We start from the raw sequence: 19,265 nt of genomic DNA on the forward strand, positions 1-19,265 counted from the left end.
AAAGATTGGCTTTTGCCAATCTTTTTTTTTGGAATGTATTTGTAACTTTTCTGTAACGATTTTTTAGTTTAGAAAAATTATACTCATATGTATGAGTATAATGGATAGGTAAAAAAGTAAAAGGACATATTCAAAATTTGTGGTAAGGAAAGATATCATATGCAGAAATGGTTAAGCATGATGGGAATTATCTTTATATTGACTGGATGTAAAATGTCTGAAGCTCCAACAAGTCTAATGGAAGCTCCTACAAATGAAAAATGGATTAATGAATTAAAGGAACAAATTGATAAAGATTTACCTGTTAATTATCGCTTACTTACTCCAATGTCTAACAAAGATAAACAGATGATTTGGTCAATGAATTTTAAACAAGATAATAAGAAAGAAGCCATCTTATTTTATAAATTGCCGAATGAAGATCATAGCGTATATTTAGCCGTATATGAAGAAATCGGAAATGGCTGGAGAATAAAGTCCACACATAAATTTGATGGTGGAGATGTAGATATCGTTGAAGTCGGTGATTTTACAGGGAACGGGAAGAGAGAGTTGTTAATCGGAATCTCTGTAAATCGTGAATCGTTAGAACATGTTATGTATGTTTTTTCGGAAGAAAATGAAGAGATGAAGGAAATATATAATCGAAGTTATACGAAGTTATTCATAGAGGATCTAAATGAAAATGGACTGAAAGATATAAGCCTTGTTACATTTGAAAAAGATGAGAAGCTGACAGTTGAGTTCATGGAACAATTTAAGACTTTATCTGAAGTGTCATACGATCCATTTATAAATAGTATTCAAAGAATACAAATGGGTCGTATATCTAAATCACTAAAGGCGGTAGTAATTGATGCAGGAGTTGGCGCTCATTCAGGTATAACTTATGTAGCAAAATTTGATCAGGATCATTATGAAGTATTACCTATAGGTGGGAAAGAAGATTTATTTAATGAATATGTTGTAGAAAGTAAAGATGTTAATGAAGACGGCATTATTGAATTTGTTCGTACTGTACGTCCAAAAGGTTGGGAGGATAAATCACATGGTGATAGTCCGCTTTTTGAACGTTACATACAGTGGAGTGAATCTGGAATTAAACCAATTGAAGAACGATATATAGATATAGAAAAAGGGTATTATGTGAAAATTCCTAAAGAGTTAATAGGGAAAATTACAATACCAGATCAGCAAAAAGAATCAAATTCTCAAAAGTTTTTGGATACAAGAACAAATAAAATATGGCTTGAAGTTCATATTTTTAAGCGGAAAGAATGGTTCAATATAAAAGGCTACAGCGCAGCAATTAAAACGGCTTCTCACGTATATGCAGTACCGAAGCAATCGGAATTTGAAAAAGTGAAAGCATATATAAAACCGCTAGCGGATTATCAACAAGAGTAGGAGGTGGGAATTATGTCAAAAATTTTAGTTTTAGAAGATGAATTAACGATCCGTAGCTTTATTGTTTTAAATTTAAAACGTGCTGGATTTTATGTAATAGAAGCTACTACTGGAGAAGAAGCGTTACAGATTTTGAGTGAACAAACTGTTGATATAGCACTGCTGGATGTAATGTTACCGGGGATTGATGGTTTAGAAGTTTGTAAGGCTATCAGGAAAGAAAATAAAAAAATGGGTATTATTATGTTAACCGCACGTGTACAAGATGAAGATAAGGTGCAAGGACTAGGAATAGGTGCAGATGATTATATTGCAAAACCGTTTAGTCCAGTAGTATTAACTGCACGTATACAGTCTTTATTAAGAAGAATAGAAGTACATGAAGAAAAAACGAATATTGTTACGTCAGGTCCATTTTCGTTAAATATTATAGAAGAAAGATTGTATAAAGATGGACAATTAGTCGATTTAACACCTACAGAGTATATGATATTACAGTATTTAATGAATCAGGCTTCAAAGCCAGTTTCGCGTGATGAAATTTTAAATATGATTTGGGGAACCAATTACGTAGGTGAGACGAAAGTAGTAGATGTAAATATGAGACGGTTACGTCAAAAGATAGAATGTAATCCATCAGAACCTGAATTTATTCTTACGGTGTGGGGAAAAGGATATGTGTGGAAGGAAAGTATGAGATGAAACGGAAAGTGACTTTATATTTTATGACGGTCATTACACTTATGCTTGTATTATTTGAAGTTGTATTTTCAGTCTCAATTTATCGATACTATTATAATGGTATTGTGCAATATATAGAGTCTCATGCGAAAACGAGTACACGTTTTTTTTCAGAATACAATTCACTATACTTTATTCGATTACAAGAATATAGTGGTGACATAATTAGTAGCTTTCAATTAGAAGGAACAGAATTACAGTTAATTGATCGTCACGGCTCGGTTATACAATCTTCAAGTGGTGAAAAGGTAAAAGGTAAAGTGAATATTCCACAATCATTATTAGAAGGTGAAATGTATAATCAAGTTACTACGAAAGGTAATAAAAAACAACTAGAGGTGCTAAGCCCACTTATACATCAAGGACAAACTATTGGTGTTTTAAAATATACGACTGTTTTAATAAATGTAAATAAAAAGATTATTGAAATTATTACGTTTACTATTTCTGTAGGTATTGTTATTTCGGGAGTCGCCTTCTTAATTAGTAGACGTTTGGCAAATTCATTTGTTGAGCCAATTGAATCCATTATTCAAGCCTCTTCACAAATTGCAGAAGGCACATTAAAGCAAAAAATTAAAGAAGATTATCCTGGAGAATTAGGTGAATTGGCACATAGTTTAAATTATATGGCTTATAAAATAGATAAGGCTGAGCAGATGAAAAATGAATTCATTGCTTCTATTTCGCACGAAATACGAACGCCTTTAACAGGAATTAAAGGTTGGAGTGAGACGTTAAAAACAGTAGATCATTTAACAGAAGAAGAAATAAAGCAAGGTATGGGCATTATTTCAGGTGAGACAGATAGATTGATTCATTTAGTAGAAGAATTGCTAGATTTTTCAAGATTACAATCAAATCATTTTAATTTATATAAACAAAAGGTGCAGTTGTACGATATACTAGAGGAGACGATTTGGCAATTAACTCCTAAATCGGAAGAGAAGGAAATTCAATTTATTACTACTATAGACCGAATTGAATTGATGGGAGATCGAAATAGGCTAAAGCAAGTTTTCTTGAATATTGTTCAAAATGCAATTAAGTATTCACATAAAAAAAGCACAATACACATTGAAGCGACTAAAATAGAAGGACAAGCAGTGATTAAGGTAAGAGACGAAGGGATTGGAATTGCTAAAGAACATTTACCATATATTGAGCAATCATTTTACCAAATTAATAATCATGCTGCAGGTGCAGGTATTGGTTTAGCTATCGTTAAAAAAATGGTGGAGCTTCATGGCGGTGCGCTTAGTGTTACAAGTAAAGAAGGAATAGGAACAACAATTTTGATAAAACTCCCATTATAATACAAATAAAATCTATTTATATGGTGAAATAAAAATAAATAGATGTATAATTATATTGGGCGATTTATATATAAGATTAATAGGGAGAGGAATTCGATAGAATGGAAAAAGCTTTAAAAATTAAACAAATAGTAGTCGTTTTAATAGCGATTGCCGCAGTAGCTATTGGGTATTACATGTTTCAATCAATTACTTCACCAGCAAAAGCTGTTGCGAAACAAGAAAATGTAGTGCAGCTTGCAAGTGAACAGCCGAAAGTTGAAATGAATAAAACGGCACCAAGTCGTTTTAATGGAAAAGAAAGAAAAGTTGCTTATCTTACATTTGACGATGGACCAGGGAAATATACGGCTGAATTATTAAATACGCTAAAACAACATGATGCGAAGGCGACGTTCTTTTTAATTGGAGCGAATGTAAAAGAATTTCCTGATTTAGTGAAACGTGAAAATGCTGAGGGTCATTATGTAGGCATGCATAGTATGACACATAATTTCGCAAAGTTATATAAAAATGGCGAGTATGTAAATGAGATGAAAGAAGATCAAGGTTTAATCGCTAATATTATTGGGAAATCACCTAAATTAACACGTCCTCCATATGGTTCGATGCCTGGATTGAATGAAGGTCTTCGAAATAAAGTGGTAGAAGGCGGATTTAAAGTATGGGATTGGACAATTGATTCATTAGATTGGAGATACAATAAAATGCCAGTTGATGCAGCTGCAGCACAAATTGCTCAAAACGTATTAACAAACGCAACAAAACCACAAGAAGTAATTTTAATGCATGATATTCACCCGCAATCAGTTGCTGCTGTGCCAGCAATTTTAAAGGGACTAAAAGAAAAAGGTTATGAGTTTGAAGCTTATCATGAAGAGAGTCACTTCCCAGTGAACTTCTGGCATGATAACCGTATGTAATGGAGGAATGAACGTTGAAGTATGGAAAAGTAGCAGTAGTTGGAGCATTATCAGTAGGACTTTTAACAGGTTGTTTCGGTGAAAAGCCAGAAGAAAATCTATATACAGCTTTTGAAACAGCAGCAACACAAGAAAAATCTTTAGTGGATGAAGCAAAAAAATTAGAGCAATTAGAGAAACAAGGGCAAGAATTATATGCTCAAATTTTGCAAGAAGGTAAAGAACATAATGAAGCAGTTGTGAAGAAAATAGAGCAAGCTACTGCAAATGTAGACGATCGTGAAAAAGTATTGAAAAGTGAGAAAGAAATGCTAGAAAAAGCACAGAAGGAAACGAAGTCTGTTCAAAGTAATATAGAGAAGATTGAAGATAAGAAGTTACAAAAACAAGCAAAAGCAGTAGAAGAGTCGTATAAGAATCGTTATGATGCATTCCAAAAGATGAATGAAAATTACACGAAAGTGTTAGCGACTGAAAAAGAACTGTATGAAAAATTAAAAGTAAAAGAAACGAAATTAAAAGAAATCGGTGAAAAAGTTAAAACTGTTAATGAATTAAATGTGGAAGCACAAAAGTCGAAAGAGCAGTTTAACAAATTTACAAAAGAGTATAATGACAGTAAATTAGCATTCTACAAAGATGCAGAAATTAAGATTAAAGATCAGAAATAAAGAAGAATCTAAAGTGTAATAAAAAGCCGGAGAAACATCGTTATAAATGTTTTTTCGGTTTTTTACGTTAAATGAATAGAAAAGACTGGAATTGATATCATAAAAGAGTTATAGTGAGTTATTCTAAGGGAAACATTGTAAAGTAAGGAGAATGGGAATATGTCATATGAATTTTTACTCAAATTAGGTTTAGCACTCTTTTTAGGATTATTCATCGGGATAGATAGGCAGCTAAAGAATAAACCACTTGGTGTGAAAACAAGTATGGTTATTTCTGTAGCAAGTTGTTTAATTACGATGGTTTCAATTGAATCTGTACATGTATATTCTGTTCCAGGACATACAAATATGGATCCGATGCGACTGGCCGCTCAAATTGTTAGTGGAATTGGTTTTCTTGGCGCGGGTGTCATTTTACGAAGAAGTAATGACGTTATTTCTGGATTAACAACAGCTTCTATGGTGTGGGCTGCTTCAGCTTTAGGGATCGCAATTGGTGCGGGATTTTATTTACAAGCGACAGTTGCGATGGTTTTAATTATTTTAGCGATTAATGTACTTCCGCAACTTGTGAAAATTGCAGGACCGTATTCATTAAGACAAAAGGATTTATCTATAAAAATTACTGTTAAAGAGCATCATGAGTTAGATGGTATATTTAAGCAAATTAAAAATTTAGGCATGCATGTGAAACGCGTGAAAATTAAAGATATAGATAGTGGAGCATTTCAGCAACTAGAGATGGTTATTTTAGCTCCAGAAGATTTATATACAACAGAGTTATATAGTTCCCTGAAAGAGATAGATCGAGTAGTTTCAGTTGAAGTGGAAAGTAGATAATTGTGATAAAAAAGAGTGAAGTGAATTCACTCTTTTTTATTTGGATTCTTAAGGAATGAAATTGATATAATGATGAGTAACAAGGAGGGAGAAATGATGGGAATACATATTAGAAGAGCAATAAAGGATGATATACAAGGTATAGCAAAGGTGCATGTTGATAGTTGGAAAACAACGTATAAAGGGATATTTGCTGACGAAATTCTAGATAATATAGCATATGAGAAACGAGAAAAACAATGGGAAGATATTTTTCAAAAAGAGGGTAATCATCAATTTAGATTTGTAGCAGAGAATTTAAATGGAGAAATAGTTGGATTCATCGATGGGGGAGTAGAAAGAACTGGTACATATAATTGTGATGGAGAATTATATGTAATCTACCTTTTACAAGAGTATCAAGGAATGAAAATAGGACAAAAGTTATTTCAAGCTTTATTATCGGATTGTATAAATAATGATATGCAATCACTTTTAGTTTGGGTTGTTACGAATAATCCTTCTAAAAAGTTTTATGAAAAATTCAACCCTGAAAAAATTGATACAAAATTTTTAGAGCGATTACAGGTAGAAGAGACAGCATATTGCTGGAGAGATATAAATAATATTATTATGTAAATTTTATGTTTGAAAGAGGTATACCAATTAAGGTATACCTCTTTTGTTTAAACATTTTGGATAGATTACTAATGAAAAATAGTAAGTATGTAGTTTGAAACTGAGTATTTTTTTGTGTATTTTTAACTAGATTAAAGAAAAGAGGGAAAACAATAAAAATTAAAGCAGATAAAAAAATTCTGAAATATACTATTGAATTGAATATCATTATCAATTAGAATCATAGTTGATAACGATATTCAATTATCAATTGTAATATGAAATTCTCATAGCGTTAATATAAAGAGGAGGACCAACATGCAGCATGCGAAACAAATCGCAGAACATGCAACATTACAAAGCTTTTTAAACTGTTATTTAAGAGAAACAGGGAGTGGAGAATGGATTACAGAGGATGAAAGAATGAAGAGTATCTTCAGTAATACGTTGAATAGAGATACAGTCCCCACATATTTATGTTGTCGGCTATCGGCACAGAACGTTACTTTGTATGGAGAAGTTATATATAAATCATCAACAGATCGCCATTTGTTTGGAGAACAATTTTATTATCAAATTGGAGATAGTCATTCTGTTATTACAGCAGATTATGTTACAGTTATTACATTTTTAATAAAAGAGATGTCTATCAACTACGGAGAAGGAACGAATCCTGCGGAACTTATGCTTCGAGTCATCCGTAGTTGTCAAAATATTGAGGAATTTACAAAAGAGAGAATAGAAGATACATCCGCATTATACGGTTTTCATACAACTTTTATAGAAGCGGAGCAGTCTTTATTATTTGGGCATTTAACTCATCCTACACCAAAGAGTAGACAGGGGATATTGGATTGGAAAAGTGCAATGTATTCTCCAGAATTAAAAGGAGAATGTCAGCTTCATTATTTTCGGGCACATAAAAGTATAGTAAATGAAAAATCATTATTATCAGATTCTACAACAATGATTATAAAAGAAGAATTAAGTAATGATGAGATGGTTAGTAAGGAATTTATAGCGAAGTACTGTAAGGAAGATCAATATGCATTAATTCCAATTCATCCGCTTCAGGCAGAATGGCTCTTGCATCAAGCTTACGTACAAGATTGGATAGTTCAAGAATTGCTTGAGTATATTGGTCCTGTAGGTAAGTATTATATGGCAACATCATCACTAAGGACGCTATATCATCCCGATTCGAAGTATATGCTTAAGTTTTCATTTCCGGTGAAAGTAACGAATTCAATGCGTATTAATAAACTGAAAGAACTTGAGAGTGGTCTTGAAGGGAAGGAAATGTTAAATACGGCTATTGGTGAAGTACGAGAAAGATTTCCAGGATTTGATTTTATTTGTGATCCAGCCTTTATTACATTAAATTATGGAACACAAGAATCTGGATTTGAAGTGATTATTCGTGAGAATCCTTTTTATAGTGAACATGCAAACGACGCAACATTAATTGCTGGGCTAGTTCAAGACGCTATACCTGGGGAGCGTACGCGGTTATCGAATATTATTCATCGCCTAGCAGATTTAGAAAGTAAAAGCTGTGAAGAAGTAAGCTTAGAGTGGTTTAGACGATATATGAATATTTCTTTAAAGCCAATGGTATGGATGTATTTACAGTATGGTGTTGCATTAGAAGCTCATCAGCAAAATAGCGTTGTTCAGCTAAAAGATGGTTATCCGATCAAATATTATTTCCGTGATAATCAAGGATTTTATTTCTGTAACTCAATGAAAGAGATGCTTAATAATGAATTAGCTGGTATTGGAGAACGTACTGGAAATTTATATGACGACTATATTGTGGATGAGAGATTTCGTTACTACTTAATTTTCAATCATATGTTTGGCCTCATTAATGGTTTTGGCACAGCAGGATTAACTAAGGAGGAAATTCTTCTCTCGGAATTAAGGTCTGTACTTGAATCATTTCTTCCATATAACCGGGAACCTTCTACATTTTTAAGAGAATTATTGGACGAAGATAAGTTAGCGTGTAAAGCAAATTTACTAACGAGATTTTTCGATGTCGATGAGTTAAGTAATCCATTGGAGCAAGCTATTTATGTGCAAGTACATAATCCACTCGTTAGAGAAGTGGCTGTTCGTTCATAAATAACGTTAAAATTTCACGTAATACAAATAATGGTATTTTGTCATAAGGTGGAGGGTTTTATGAGAGTGGACATGTATCATACGAAAGTATTGAAGGCGCTCGAATCAGAAGATTACATTTCAGTACGAAGAAGAGTGCTACGTCAATTAGTAGAATCGTTAATTTATGAGGGGATTATTACACCGGTTCGCATAGAAAAAGAAGAACAACTTCTTTTTCTAATACAAGGACTTGATGAAGAAGACAAAAGTGTCACGTACAAATGCTATGGCAGGGAACGGATGACATTTGGACGTATTTCGTTAGACTCATTAATAGTAAGAGTTCAAGATGAACAGCAAGAAATACAGTCTGTCTCGCAATTTCTAGAAGAAGTTTTTCGGGTTACTAGTGTAGAACAAGCTAAATTAGATTCTTTTATGCACGAATTAGAACAAACAATATTTAAAGACACGATTGCACAATATGAAAGAAATAATAAGAGAGAATATACTCAAAAATCTTACGATGAGTTTGAAAGCCAATTAATAGATGGCCATCCATACCATCCTAGTTATAAAGCACGTGTTGGATTTCAATATCGTGACAATTTTCAATATGGTTATGAATTTATGCAGCCAATAAAACTCATATGGATTGCAGCACATAAGAATTATGCGACTGTAGGTTATGAGAATGAAGTGATGTATAACAACCTTTTAAAAGAGGAGATTGGCGATCGTAAATTAGAAGAGTTTATGGAACGAATTCGTAATAAGGGATGTAATCCAAAACAGTACGTGTTTATACCTGTTCACCCATGGCAGTGGGAGAATTTCATCATTTCAAATTATGCGGATCATATACAGGGTAAATTTATTATTTATTTAGGAACATCAGAGGACGATTATTGCGCGCAACAGTCAATGAGAACGTTAAGAAATATTACGAGTCCAAAGAAACCGTACGTTAAATTATCGATGAATTTACTCAACACTTCAACACTTCGTACGCTGAAACCATACTCTGTTGTGAGTGCACCAGTAATATCAAATTGGTTAAATGATGTTGTAAGTAATGACGCCTATTTAATGGATGAAGCACGTTTAATCTTGTTAAGTGAGTTTTCAAGTGTAACGTATGACACGAATAAGAAAGCTATATATGGTTCATTAGGATGTATTTGGCGCGAAAGCGTTCATAAGTATTTAGATGCACAAGAGGATGCAATTCCTTTTAATGGTTTATACGCTAAAGAGAAAGATGGTACACCAATTATTGATGTGTGGTTGAATAAATATGGAATGAAGGATTGGCTACAATTACTTATTCAAAAAGCGATAATACCAGTTATACATCTTGTTGTAGAGCATGGCATCGCACTGGAATCACATGGACAAAATATGATTCTAGTCCATAAAGAAGGGGTGCCTGTTCGTATTGCGTTAAAGGATTTTCATGAAGGGCTTGAGTTTTATCGTCCATATTTGAAAGAAGTTGACAAATGTCCCGACTTTACTAAAATGCATAAAACATATGCGAATGGAAAAATGAATGATTTCTTTGAAATAGATGGCATTGAATGTTTGCAAGAGATGGTGTTAGATGCACTATTCCTGTTTAATTTAGGAGAATTAGCATTCGTACTTGCGGATGAATATGGATTGAAAGAAGAACATTTTTGGATGATGGTTGTTGAAGAAATTGAAGATCATTTAAGAATATATCCACATTTGAAAGGTAGATTTGAAAATATTCAATTATATGCACCTACATTCTATGCTGAACAATTAACGAAACGTCGATTATATATGGATGTGGAATCGCTTGTTCATGAAGTTCCAAATCCATTGTATAGAGTAAGACAACTTATGAAACAAAAATCAATTGTTACAGGGGGAAATTATGCTAATCGTTAATAAACAAGAGTATAGCAAAAGTAATTTTAATTTGAGATTACAAGTTTATGAGGAAATGGAACAATTTCAAGAAGCAGAAGGAAATAGATTTGCACTTTGTCTGAAAGATCCATTCGATATTATTACGCTTGTGTTTTTCTTAAAAGAAAAGAAATCATCAGTATTACTTATACATGAAGATACGCCAAAAGAAACGGCTATTGAAATGGCAAAGCGTGCAAATTGTGTAGGAGTTTTATATGGAGAATATGGCGATTTTACAAAATTAGAAGTAGGGAACTTTTTACTAGAAGAGCCTTCTTTATTGCAATATAGTTCGGGAACTACGGGAGAACCGAAACTGATTCGTAGAGCATGGACGGAAGTTGATACAGAAATTACTGCCTATAATGAAGCTTTAAACTGTGAAGTAGATGAAGTGCCAATCGTTATGGCTCCTGTTTCACATTCATACGGACTAATATGTGGTACGTTATCAGCAATTACGAGGGGGAGCAAACCTGTAATCATTACGAACAAAAATCCTAAATTCGCATTAAATATAGTTCGCAATACAGAAAAACATATCATATATGCAGTACCACTTATGTTACACATTATGGGGAGTTTTCCATTAGGAACGTTCCAGTTTCATAAAATTATGACATCAGGATCGCCTTTGCCAGAAGCACTATTTTATAAACTAAAAGAAATGACAACATATATGATGCAGCAATACGGTTGTTCTGAAGCAGGTTGTATTAGTATATGTCATGATATGAAGAGCCATTTAGATTTAGGAAACCCTCTACCTCATGCGAGTATAAGCATAGGTTCAGATGAAAATGCACCGGAAGAAATCGTCGTGAAAATGAATGATAAGGAAATTTTCACGAAAGATTTAGGTTATAAATCTGAGCGTGGCATTCATTTTATGGGGCGTATGGACGATGTAATTAATGTTTCAGGATTAAAAGTCTTTCCTATAGAGGTAGAAGAAACGATGCTTCGATTGGAAGGTGTGCAAGAGGCAATTGTATATCGAGGGAAACATCCTGTGATGGGCGAAATAGTTAAAGCGAAAGTGATCTCTCATGTTGATCCAGTGAAAATAAGAGAATGGTGTATTCAGCACTTACCTTCTTATAAAGTTCCGTATGAAATTGAAAGTGTAAATGAAATTCCTAAAAATAAAACCGGAAAAGTAAGTAGAAAGTTACTAGAGATGGGAGAGGTTACAACATGAGACGGGAAGCGTTAAAGAATGCCGTGTTAAAAATTATGATAGAAAAAATGGAAATGAAAAATGTAACGCATTTAGAAGAAACGATGCGCTTAAATCAAGATTTATATATAGATTCGGTAATGATGTTACAGCTTATTGTATACATAGAAATGGATGTAAAGCTATGCGTTCCAGAGGATGAGGTAGATCCAAAGGCATTTCTTACTGTAGGATCTTTGCTTGATTTTATGGAGGAGTTAGAGCCGTTACAGGAAGTAAATGTGAATAACTAACCTTTAGGAAAGTGGATGAGAGTATGACTTCAATTAAAGTGCACTGTTTAGTGAGTTGTTTTTGTGAAATTATAAAAAGGCGTAGCGACATTGATTTTCGTCCATTTTATTTTGGACTATGGGATGGAGATTTTGATATAACAGAAGGCGGAATTATTTCATATCACTCTGAAAACATTAACCATGATCATTATTTACTTTGGTTTGAAAAATTGTACGGTATTAAAGTAAACGAATGGTATGATCATGCAAAAGATAAAGATAGCAATGTAGAAACGTTTTTAGAATTAGTAGAAAACAAGCCGGAAAATCGTTATGTCATTGTAATGGTTGATATGTCTCTATTACCAGAGAGGGAAAATAAATTTCATCAAAAACCGTTTCCACATTATTTAATGATATCAAAAACAGAGAAAGAAGAAGAGTGGTTCATGCTAGATCCTGATTTTCGTTGGGAAGGAAATATGGAAAGAGAAAAAGTACTTCACTCTATTCAAGATAACCCATTTGGTGGAGGTTATTTCATTGATATAGAAGGAATTGGGGAGCCAACGCAAGAAACAGTAGCTAGTTATTTCACAGAAACATTCAAAAAGAACGACAATGAACTGACTATGGAACTGAAAAATTTAATTGTAAAAATGGCAAATGAGGAAGAAGGATATGCGCTTTCTGGACTTGTAGCAGCAGTAAAACAAATACCAGTACTTGCAATTCGTAAATATAGTTATGAGCATGCCTTTGCATACTTCCGTGAAACGTTGCAATATTCGGAGCAAGAATTTGATTATTGGTGTGATCGGGTAGAGGATATTGTACAAGGATTTACAAATGTACAGTATCGTGCAATTAAAATGGCAATGACGAATAATAAAGGTATGCTAGTATCGATTATTGAAAAACTGGATGAAATGAATGCAATTGAACTGCAAATTAAGAAGGAATTAGAGAGACAGTTTCTATCATGGAAAGGTATGAAAACAAATCAATCTGTCGCAACTCTTTAATAAGCTAACTGAATTTAAGATAGGGGAGTTTAATGCTATGAAATATTCGCTATGTACCATTTCATTTCGTCATCAATTAATTTCATTTACTGATATTGTTCAATTTGCATATGAAAACGGTTTTGAAGGAATTGAATTATGGGGGACGCATGCACAAAATTTGTACATGCAAGAACGTGAAACGACAGAACGAGAATTGAATTTTCTAAAGGATAAAAACTTAGAAATTACGATGATAAGTGATTACTTAGATATATCATTATCAGCAGATTTTGAAAAAACGATAGAGAAAAGTGAACAACTTGTAGTACTAGCTAATTGGTTTAATACGAATAAAATTCGCACGTTTGCTGGGCAAAAAGGGAGCAAGGACTTCTCGGAACAAGAGAGAAAAGAGTATGTAAAGCGAATACGTAAGATTTGTGATGTATTTGCTCAGCACAATATGTATGTGCTGTTAGAAACACATCCCAATACACTAACGGACACATTGCCTTCTACTATAGAACTATTAGAAGAAGTAAACCATCCGAATTTAAAAATAAATCTTGATTTTCTTCATATATGGGAGTCTGGCGCAGATCCAATAGACAGTTTCCATCGATTAAAGCCGTGGACACTACATTACCATTTTAAGAATATATCTTCAGCGGATTATTTGCATGTGTTTGAACCTAATAATGTATATGCTGCAGCAGGAAGTCGTATTGGTATGGTTCCGTTATTTGAAGGTATTGTAAATTATGATGAGATTATTCAGGAAGTGAGAGGCACGGATCTTTTTGCTTCCTTAGAATGGTTTGGACATAATTCAAAAGAGATATTAAAAGAAGAAATGAAAGTATTAATAAATAGAAAATTAGAAGTAGTAAGTTCGTAATGTGAAATGATGTGAGAGTCTCGTTTTAGAGGCTCTTTTTTTATGGTAAAAAATAACCAAAAATTCCCATGTATTTTAATTTGAATTTAACACAATTTATATATAAATAAGGAGGTGATTGGTAATGGCTAGAAATCGTAATTCTAATCAATTAGCATCACATGGAGCACAAGCAGCTTTAGATCAAATGAAGTATGAAATTGCACAAGAGTTCGGTGTACAACTTGGAGCTGATACTTCTTCACGTGCAAACGGTTCTGTAGGCGGTGAAATCACAAAACGCCTAGTAGCGATGGCAGAACAACAGCTTGGTGGCGGATATACTCGCTAAATGTAGAAGGTTATAGGAGAAAGGAAGGATTCTTCCTTTCTTTTTTTTTTTCAATTAATTGGTATGAATATATTGCGAACAGAATTCAAAGAATAAAAGTAATACTATATTTTACCCAATTTCTTTTGTTGTGAATGGGAAGTATTAAAGATGTAATAGCCCTGGTGGAATGAAAATTATGTTCCAGCAGGGCTATTATATGGTAAGAAATATATGATGAAAGGTTCCGAAATCAACATGTTAAAAAAAGAAAACTGTTGTTTAATTGCGCTTGCATCAGTTCCACTTGTCATGACATTAGGGAATTCAATGCTCATTCCAATCTTGCCGACAATTGAAAAGAAATTACATATTTCATCGTTTCAAGTATCCATGATTATTACAATTTACTCTATCGTAGCCATTTTACTTATACCGATTGCTGGTTATTTATCAGATAGATGGGGACGAAAGATGGTAATGGTTCCGAGTTTGCTGATTGCGGCTATAGGAGGAGCTATAACTGGTTGGGTATCTTGGAAAGTTGATAATCCCTACACTTGGATATTAATCGGTAGAGCGATTCAAGGTATTGGTGCTGCTGGGGCAATGCCGGTTGTTATACCGTGTGTTGGTGATTTATACAAAGACGAAAAACAAGTTAGTACAGGCCTGGGAATTATTGAGACATCCAATACATTTGGAAAAGTGCTGAGCCCTATTTTAGGATCTGCTCTTGCTGCCATTGTATGGTTCTTACCATTTTGGGCGATTCCAGTTTTATGTGTCATATCAATTGTTTTGTTGCTTGTTCTAGTAAAGGCAAAGAAACAAGAAGGAGAAGTACCACCACTTAAAGAGTTTATAAAATCTATTCTGTCTACGTTTCGAGAAAAAGGAAGATGGTTAATTGCCATTTTTGCATTAGGTGCAATTATTATGCTTATTTTATTCGGAATTCTCTTTTATTTGTCGACTATACTGGAATCAAAGTATGACATTCATGGTATATGGAAAGGGTGTGTGCTTGCTATCCCGTTACTTGTACTGTCACTTAGTTCATATATGGCCGGTAAAAAAATTGGAGATAATCAAAATGTTATGAAGAAGTGTATTTATATTGGTTTTTTAATGGCAGCTGCATCAGTCATCATTCCTTTATTTATAAAAGGGATTTATTTACTACTTCTTTGTCTCGTTATTATGGGGATAGGGATTGGTATGGCACTCCCATGTTTAGATGCCCTCATTACACAAGGAATTGAAAAGGAGCAAAGGGGAACGGTTACGTCATTTTATAGTTCAATGCGATTTATCGGTGTAGCAGCTGGACCACCTTTATATTCTTTTTTCATGAAAGGGGCGGACCATGAAGTGTTTTATTTGACAAGTATTTTCGCTGCCATTGGTGCTATCATAGCAATCATTTGGATTAAACCAGCAAAGGATGCAAAGACGGTAAAACAGAAACCAGAGCCTACTTCATAATTTGTAAGAGAATTGCATGATGTTTTGAGTAACATGCAATTCTCTTTCGTTCATTAAGAATAAATAACTTGTTTTAACATATAAAGCGCGACACCCCATATGATGAGACCAGAAAATTTATTTAATAATAAAATTGTCTTTCCGGTTGAGTCTAGTCTTTTTAGAAATTTCCCCGCTAACGCTAAGCTTATAAACCAAATCCAAGAAACGATAATAGTTGCAAGTGTGAAAGCCCATTTTTCACTTCCTATGTATTGAATAGAATTTGTTCCAATTACACCGATTGTGTCTAAAATAGCATGTGGATTTAATAACGAAACGGATGCTGCGAAAAGGATTTGCTTTTTTAAGGGCATACTTTTTTCTTGTTTTACATCGTTGGAAGGGTTACTTCTCCAAATAACAAAGCCCATGTATAGGAGAAAGAAAAATCCAATTATATATAACGAGTTAGTTAGCCAAGAAAAAGTAAGGAGTACAAGGGAGACACCTTGCACTGCAATCAATATGAGTAACGTATCACATATAGAGGCAGTTAATACTACAGGGGCTGCCCTCCAAATGTTTGGTTGGCTCGCACCTTGGTTAAAGACAAAAACATTTTGTACACCTAATGGAATGATAAGTCCAAATGCAAGAATGATACCATGAATAATTGCTTCACTCATCATATTACCTCCTATTTTAATTCATTATGATAGTGTATATTGTATAGAAGAAATGAAAATTTGTATCCATCCATATGGTTGGGGAGGTTACCAACCAAAAAGAATATAAGGTGATATAATGGAAAGATTCGTTTGGAAACCGAATATGTCTCTAGCGACTCCTCTGTATAAACAAATAGAAACGTATATAAAAGAAAGGATCGTTAATGGAGAATGGACCGTTGGAACGAAATTACCTTCACAAAGAGATTTGGCACATACATTTAGTGTGAATCGAAGCACAATTGTAATGGCTTTCGGTGAACTAGTTGCAAAGGGATACATAGAAGGGAATGGCAGGAAAGGAACAATTGTTGTAAATAATAATGAGAATGCTTCAACTTACGCACCCCCGCCTAATTGGCAGTCTTATGTAGAAACAGGACTTCATTATCCGAATCTCCCAGCTATTCAGGAGATTAATCAAGCTGAATTTTATCCACATGTAATTCGATTAGGAACAGGTGAGCTCGCGCCGAGTCTCTTACCTGAGAAAAAGATGAAAGAAATTATGAATAAGCTTTTAAAGTCAAATGTGACGCTTGGGTATGAAGAGCCGAAAGGAAATTTTTATTTAAGGGAAAAGATTTCCGAATACTTAAAGGGGCATGGTATATGTGTATCTCCTGACTCTATATTAATTGTTTCAGGAGCAATTCAAGCGCTGCAACTTATCTCTATGGGGCTTCTTCCAAAAGGGGCATCCATCTTATTAGAAAAACCATCCTATTTATATTCGCTTAATGTTTTTCAATCCGCAGGAATGCGTTTCATTGGAATACCAATGGATGAGAACGGTTTAAATACATCATATATTACAAAATATAAGAAGCAATTTAATGCATCTATTTTATATACAATCCCGTCTTTTCATAATCCAACGAACTTTAGTATGAATGCGAAGAGACGAATAGAAGTGATGGAAATATGTAATGAAATTGGATTACCTATTATAGAGGACGCAGTGTATCAAGACTTATGGTTTGATGCACCTTGTTCGAAACCTTTAAAAGCCTATGATAAAAATGGAATCGTACTACATATTGGAAGCATGTCCAAAGTAATTAGTCCAGGGTTAAGAATTGGATGGATTGTTGGACCTGAGCCAGTAATTCAAAGATTGTCAGACATAAAAATGCAAACAGATTATGGTTCAAGCACTATATCCCAGCAAATTGCAGCAGAGTGGTTTACAAATGGTCTATATGATGAGCATTTGCGCTTTGTAAGAAGTGAATTGAAAAAACGAAGAGATTTTATGTTACTAATGTTAGATAAATATCTTCGTGAAATAGCAACTTGGCATGAACCAACAGGGGGATTTTATATATGGGTACATATAAAAGTAACCATTTCATATCGCAGTTTATTTGATAAAGCTCTGCAAGAAAAGGTTTTATTAAACCCAGGTACTTTATATGATAGAAGTGCAAATCAATTTTTGCGCCTATCGTATTCATACGCAACGTTAGAAGAAATTGAAATAGGTATAAAAAAACTTGCACAACTAATGAAAAAGTAAGAGGAGAAAGTAATGAAACAATATGTAATTTGCCAAATGATCAATGGAGAAAAATATTTAGCTGCTTATGCGGAGACGAAGCAAGAAGCGATTGAAAAAGCAGAACTGTTAGGATTAAGAACGGGAAATCGTTACATAGTTATTACTGCAGAGGAAGCCGAAGGGTTAACGTATCCTTAAACAATGTACGAGATTATATAATAATAAATAAGTCTAGTAATATAAGAAATTACTAGACTTATTTATTATTAAGTTGTTAAACGTTCTCGTATTTATACGCAAAGTAATAATATTATGAGTCAAGTTGACGAAAAAATCGATTTGTCTTTCGGTCTTGCTTTCCTTTTCTATATTCATCGATATATTGCCTAAAGTTCCAAGCTTGTAAAAATTTATTAGCAGAGTTATAACCAGAATTGTAAAGCCATTCTTTTTCTTCCTTTGTCAGTTCAAAATTAGTACTTGTAATCGTTCCTGTTGGAATTGTAATCGTTCTTGCTTTTGATTCCTTATCTAAATGACGTAAATCATGAGCTTGCATCATTGTTTTAAATAGTCCTTTGAACATGGAAATAGGCTCGTTATAGTGAGCAGGATCAGCTTGAATCTCATCTTTTACAAAATGAAATCCGAAAGTCGGCCAGCGAGGAGTGGTAGGTGAATCGAAGATCCAAATTGGATAATTACTTAGAATTCCTCCATCAACCATATAACAAGGCTGCTTCCATTTTGGAGTTCTCCATTTTACGGGTTCAAAGAAGAAGGGGATTGTACTACTCATTCTTACCGCTTTAGCGATAGAGAAGCGATAATTTAAAAATCCGTAGTTTGGTAAGTCGTCAGGAAAGACAACCATTTTACCATTACTAATATCAGAAGCGATGATTTTGAGTTTGTTTAGATCCGGTAAATCAGTAAATAAATGAACACCTTTTTTTCGAAGTAATTCTTCAATCCATTCTTCTATAAATACATTAGAGTATATACCTAGAGTAGTCCATGCACTTAGTCCTTTTCCGATAAAGGGGATTTTGTCAATAAAGGTTTTCTTCGTAAATTTGTTATAATCGATATCAGTTATAATCGTTTTTAGCTCTGAACAAGAATATCCTGCCGCTACAAGTGCCGCGATAATTGCACCAGCTGATGTTCCAGCTACACGTTCCCATTCATAACCTTTTTCGGCTAATGCGCAAATTGCTCCAACATGTGCAATACCGCGTACACCGCCTCCTTCGAAAACACCATCGATCTTCATTAAACATACTTCCTTTCAAATAAAAGATTTGGAAATGGCAAAAAAGCACGTATTGTACGTGCTTTTTTACAATGG

The 19,265-nt window shown here is 33.8% G+C and carries 19 protein-coding genes; 17 read left to right on the plus strand and 2 right to left on the minus strand.

The annotated features are described in order from the left end of the window. Positions 1-159 precede the first annotated feature (159 nt). From MHH55_RS03870 to MHH55_RS03940, 15 genes are all read left to right on the plus strand, one after another. The gene (locus MHH55_RS03870) at positions 160-1,407 is read left to right on the plus strand and encodes a hypothetical protein (protein ID WP_001174867.1); all 1,248 of its coding nucleotides are present in this window, start codon (positions 160-162) and stop codon (positions 1,405-1,407) included. Positions 1,408-1,419: 12 nt separating this feature from the next. Beyond that, positions 1,420-2,109 carry a response regulator transcription factor gene (locus MHH55_RS03875; RefSeq protein ID WP_000036071.1) on the plus strand — a complete coding sequence of 230 codons (690 nt, stop codon included), beginning with the start codon at positions 1,420-1,422 and terminating at the stop codon, positions 2,107-2,109. Beyond that, positions 2,106-3,464 carry a sensor histidine kinase gene (locus MHH55_RS03880; RefSeq protein WP_078186653.1) on the plus strand — a complete coding sequence of 453 codons (1,359 nt, stop codon included), beginning with the start codon at positions 2,106-2,108 and terminating at the stop codon, positions 3,462-3,464. Before MHH55_RS03875 ends, MHH55_RS03880 begins: the two co-directional genes overlap by 4 nt. Before the next feature lie 101 nt (positions 3,465-3,565). Then, complete coding sequence (locus MHH55_RS03885) at positions 3,566-4,387, plus strand: peptidoglycan-N-acetylglucosamine deacetylase (protein ID WP_000409484.1); 822 nt, start codon at positions 3,566-3,568, stop codon at positions 4,385-4,387. Between the two features lie 14 nt (positions 4,388-4,401). Further along, positions 4,402-5,058 carry a YkyA family protein gene (locus MHH55_RS03890; protein ID WP_000873570.1) on the plus strand — a complete coding sequence of 219 codons (657 nt, stop codon included), beginning with the start codon at positions 4,402-4,404 and terminating at the stop codon, positions 5,056-5,058. A gap of 159 nt (positions 5,059-5,217) precedes the next feature. Next, entirely contained in the window at positions 5,218-5,898 is a 681-nt protein-coding gene (locus MHH55_RS03895; protein ID WP_000119510.1) for an MgtC/SapB family protein, read from the plus strand. Between the two features lie 96 nt (positions 5,899-5,994). Further along, a complete protein-coding gene (locus tag MHH55_RS03900; protein WP_139362444.1) occupies positions 5,995-6,516 on the plus strand; it encodes a GNAT family N-acetyltransferase in 522 nt (173 codons plus the stop codon). 297 nt (positions 6,517-6,813) lie between these two features. Then, a complete protein-coding gene (locus MHH55_RS03905; protein ID WP_078186651.1) occupies positions 6,814-8,622 on the plus strand; it encodes an IucA/IucC family protein in 1,809 nt (602 codons plus the stop codon). Positions 8,623-8,682: 60 nt separating this feature from the next. Continuing rightward, positions 8,683-10,521: an IucA/IucC family protein gene (locus MHH55_RS03910; protein ID WP_139362442.1), complete on the plus strand. Its 1,839-nt coding sequence runs from the start codon at positions 8,683-8,685 to the stop codon at positions 10,519-10,521. Further along, positions 10,508-11,746, plus strand: a complete 1,239-nt coding sequence (locus MHH55_RS03915; protein ID WP_000909585.1) for an AMP-binding protein — start codon at positions 10,508-10,510, stop codon at positions 11,744-11,746. The genes MHH55_RS03910 and MHH55_RS03915 overlap by 14 nt, the downstream gene beginning before the upstream one ends. Then, on the plus strand, positions 11,743-12,018 hold the full coding sequence (asbD, locus tag MHH55_RS03920) for a petrobactin biosynthesis protein AsbD (protein WP_048656276.1): 276 nt from the start codon (positions 11,743-11,745) through the stop codon (positions 12,016-12,018). Before MHH55_RS03915 ends, asbD begins: the two co-directional genes overlap by 4 nt. A gap of 23 nt (positions 12,019-12,041) precedes the next feature. Further along, positions 12,042-13,025, plus strand: a complete 984-nt coding sequence (locus MHH55_RS03925) for a DUF6005 family protein (RefSeq protein ID WP_000200705.1) — start codon at positions 12,042-12,044, stop codon at positions 13,023-13,025. 37 nt (positions 13,026-13,062) lie between these two features. After that, positions 13,063-13,905, plus strand: a complete 843-nt coding sequence (locus MHH55_RS03930) for a sugar phosphate isomerase/epimerase family protein (RefSeq protein WP_000877681.1) — start codon at positions 13,063-13,065, stop codon at positions 13,903-13,905. 124 nt (positions 13,906-14,029) lie between these two features. Continuing rightward, the gene (locus MHH55_RS03935; RefSeq protein WP_000113545.1) at positions 14,030-14,236 is read left to right on the plus strand and encodes an alpha/beta-type small acid-soluble spore protein; all 207 of its coding nucleotides are present in this window, start codon (positions 14,030-14,032) and stop codon (positions 14,234-14,236) included. 237 nt (positions 14,237-14,473) lie between these two features. After that, on the plus strand, positions 14,474-15,703 hold the full coding sequence (locus MHH55_RS03940) for an MFS transporter (protein ID WP_002197672.1): 1,230 nt from the start codon (positions 14,474-14,476) through the stop codon (positions 15,701-15,703). Positions 15,704-15,756: 53 nt separating this feature from the next. On the opposite strand, the gene MHH55_RS03945 is transcribed toward MHH55_RS03940, so the two are convergent. Continuing rightward, positions 15,757-16,371 carry a LysE/ArgO family amino acid transporter gene (locus MHH55_RS03945; RefSeq protein ID WP_001287303.1) on the minus strand — a complete coding sequence of 205 codons (615 nt, stop codon included), beginning with the start codon at positions 16,369-16,371 and terminating at the stop codon, positions 15,757-15,759. Between the two features lie 118 nt (positions 16,372-16,489). Between MHH55_RS03945 and MHH55_RS03950 the strand changes: the two genes are divergently transcribed. Both MHH55_RS03950 and MHH55_RS03955 read left to right on the plus strand, forming a co-directional pair. Further along, the gene (locus MHH55_RS03950; RefSeq protein ID WP_078186650.1) at positions 16,490-17,932 is read left to right on the plus strand and encodes an aminotransferase-like domain-containing protein; all 1,443 of its coding nucleotides are present in this window, start codon (positions 16,490-16,492) and stop codon (positions 17,930-17,932) included. 12 nt (positions 17,933-17,944) lie between these two features. After that, a complete protein-coding gene (locus MHH55_RS03955; RefSeq protein WP_000816389.1) occupies positions 17,945-18,112 on the plus strand; it encodes a DUF3933 family protein in 168 nt (55 codons plus the stop codon). 112 nt (positions 18,113-18,224) lie between these two features. On the opposite strand, the gene MHH55_RS03960 is transcribed toward MHH55_RS03955, so the two are convergent. Next, on the minus strand, positions 18,225-19,190 hold the full coding sequence (locus MHH55_RS03960) for a patatin-like phospholipase family protein (protein ID WP_025710166.1): 966 nt from the start codon (positions 19,188-19,190) through the stop codon (positions 18,225-18,227). Between the last annotated feature and the right edge of the window lie 75 nt (positions 19,191-19,265).

This window comes from Bacillus sp. FSL K6-2944 (assembly GCF_038005385.1).
GTDB lineage: Bacteria > Bacillota > Bacilli > Bacillales > Bacillaceae_G > Bacillus_A > Bacillus_A cereus.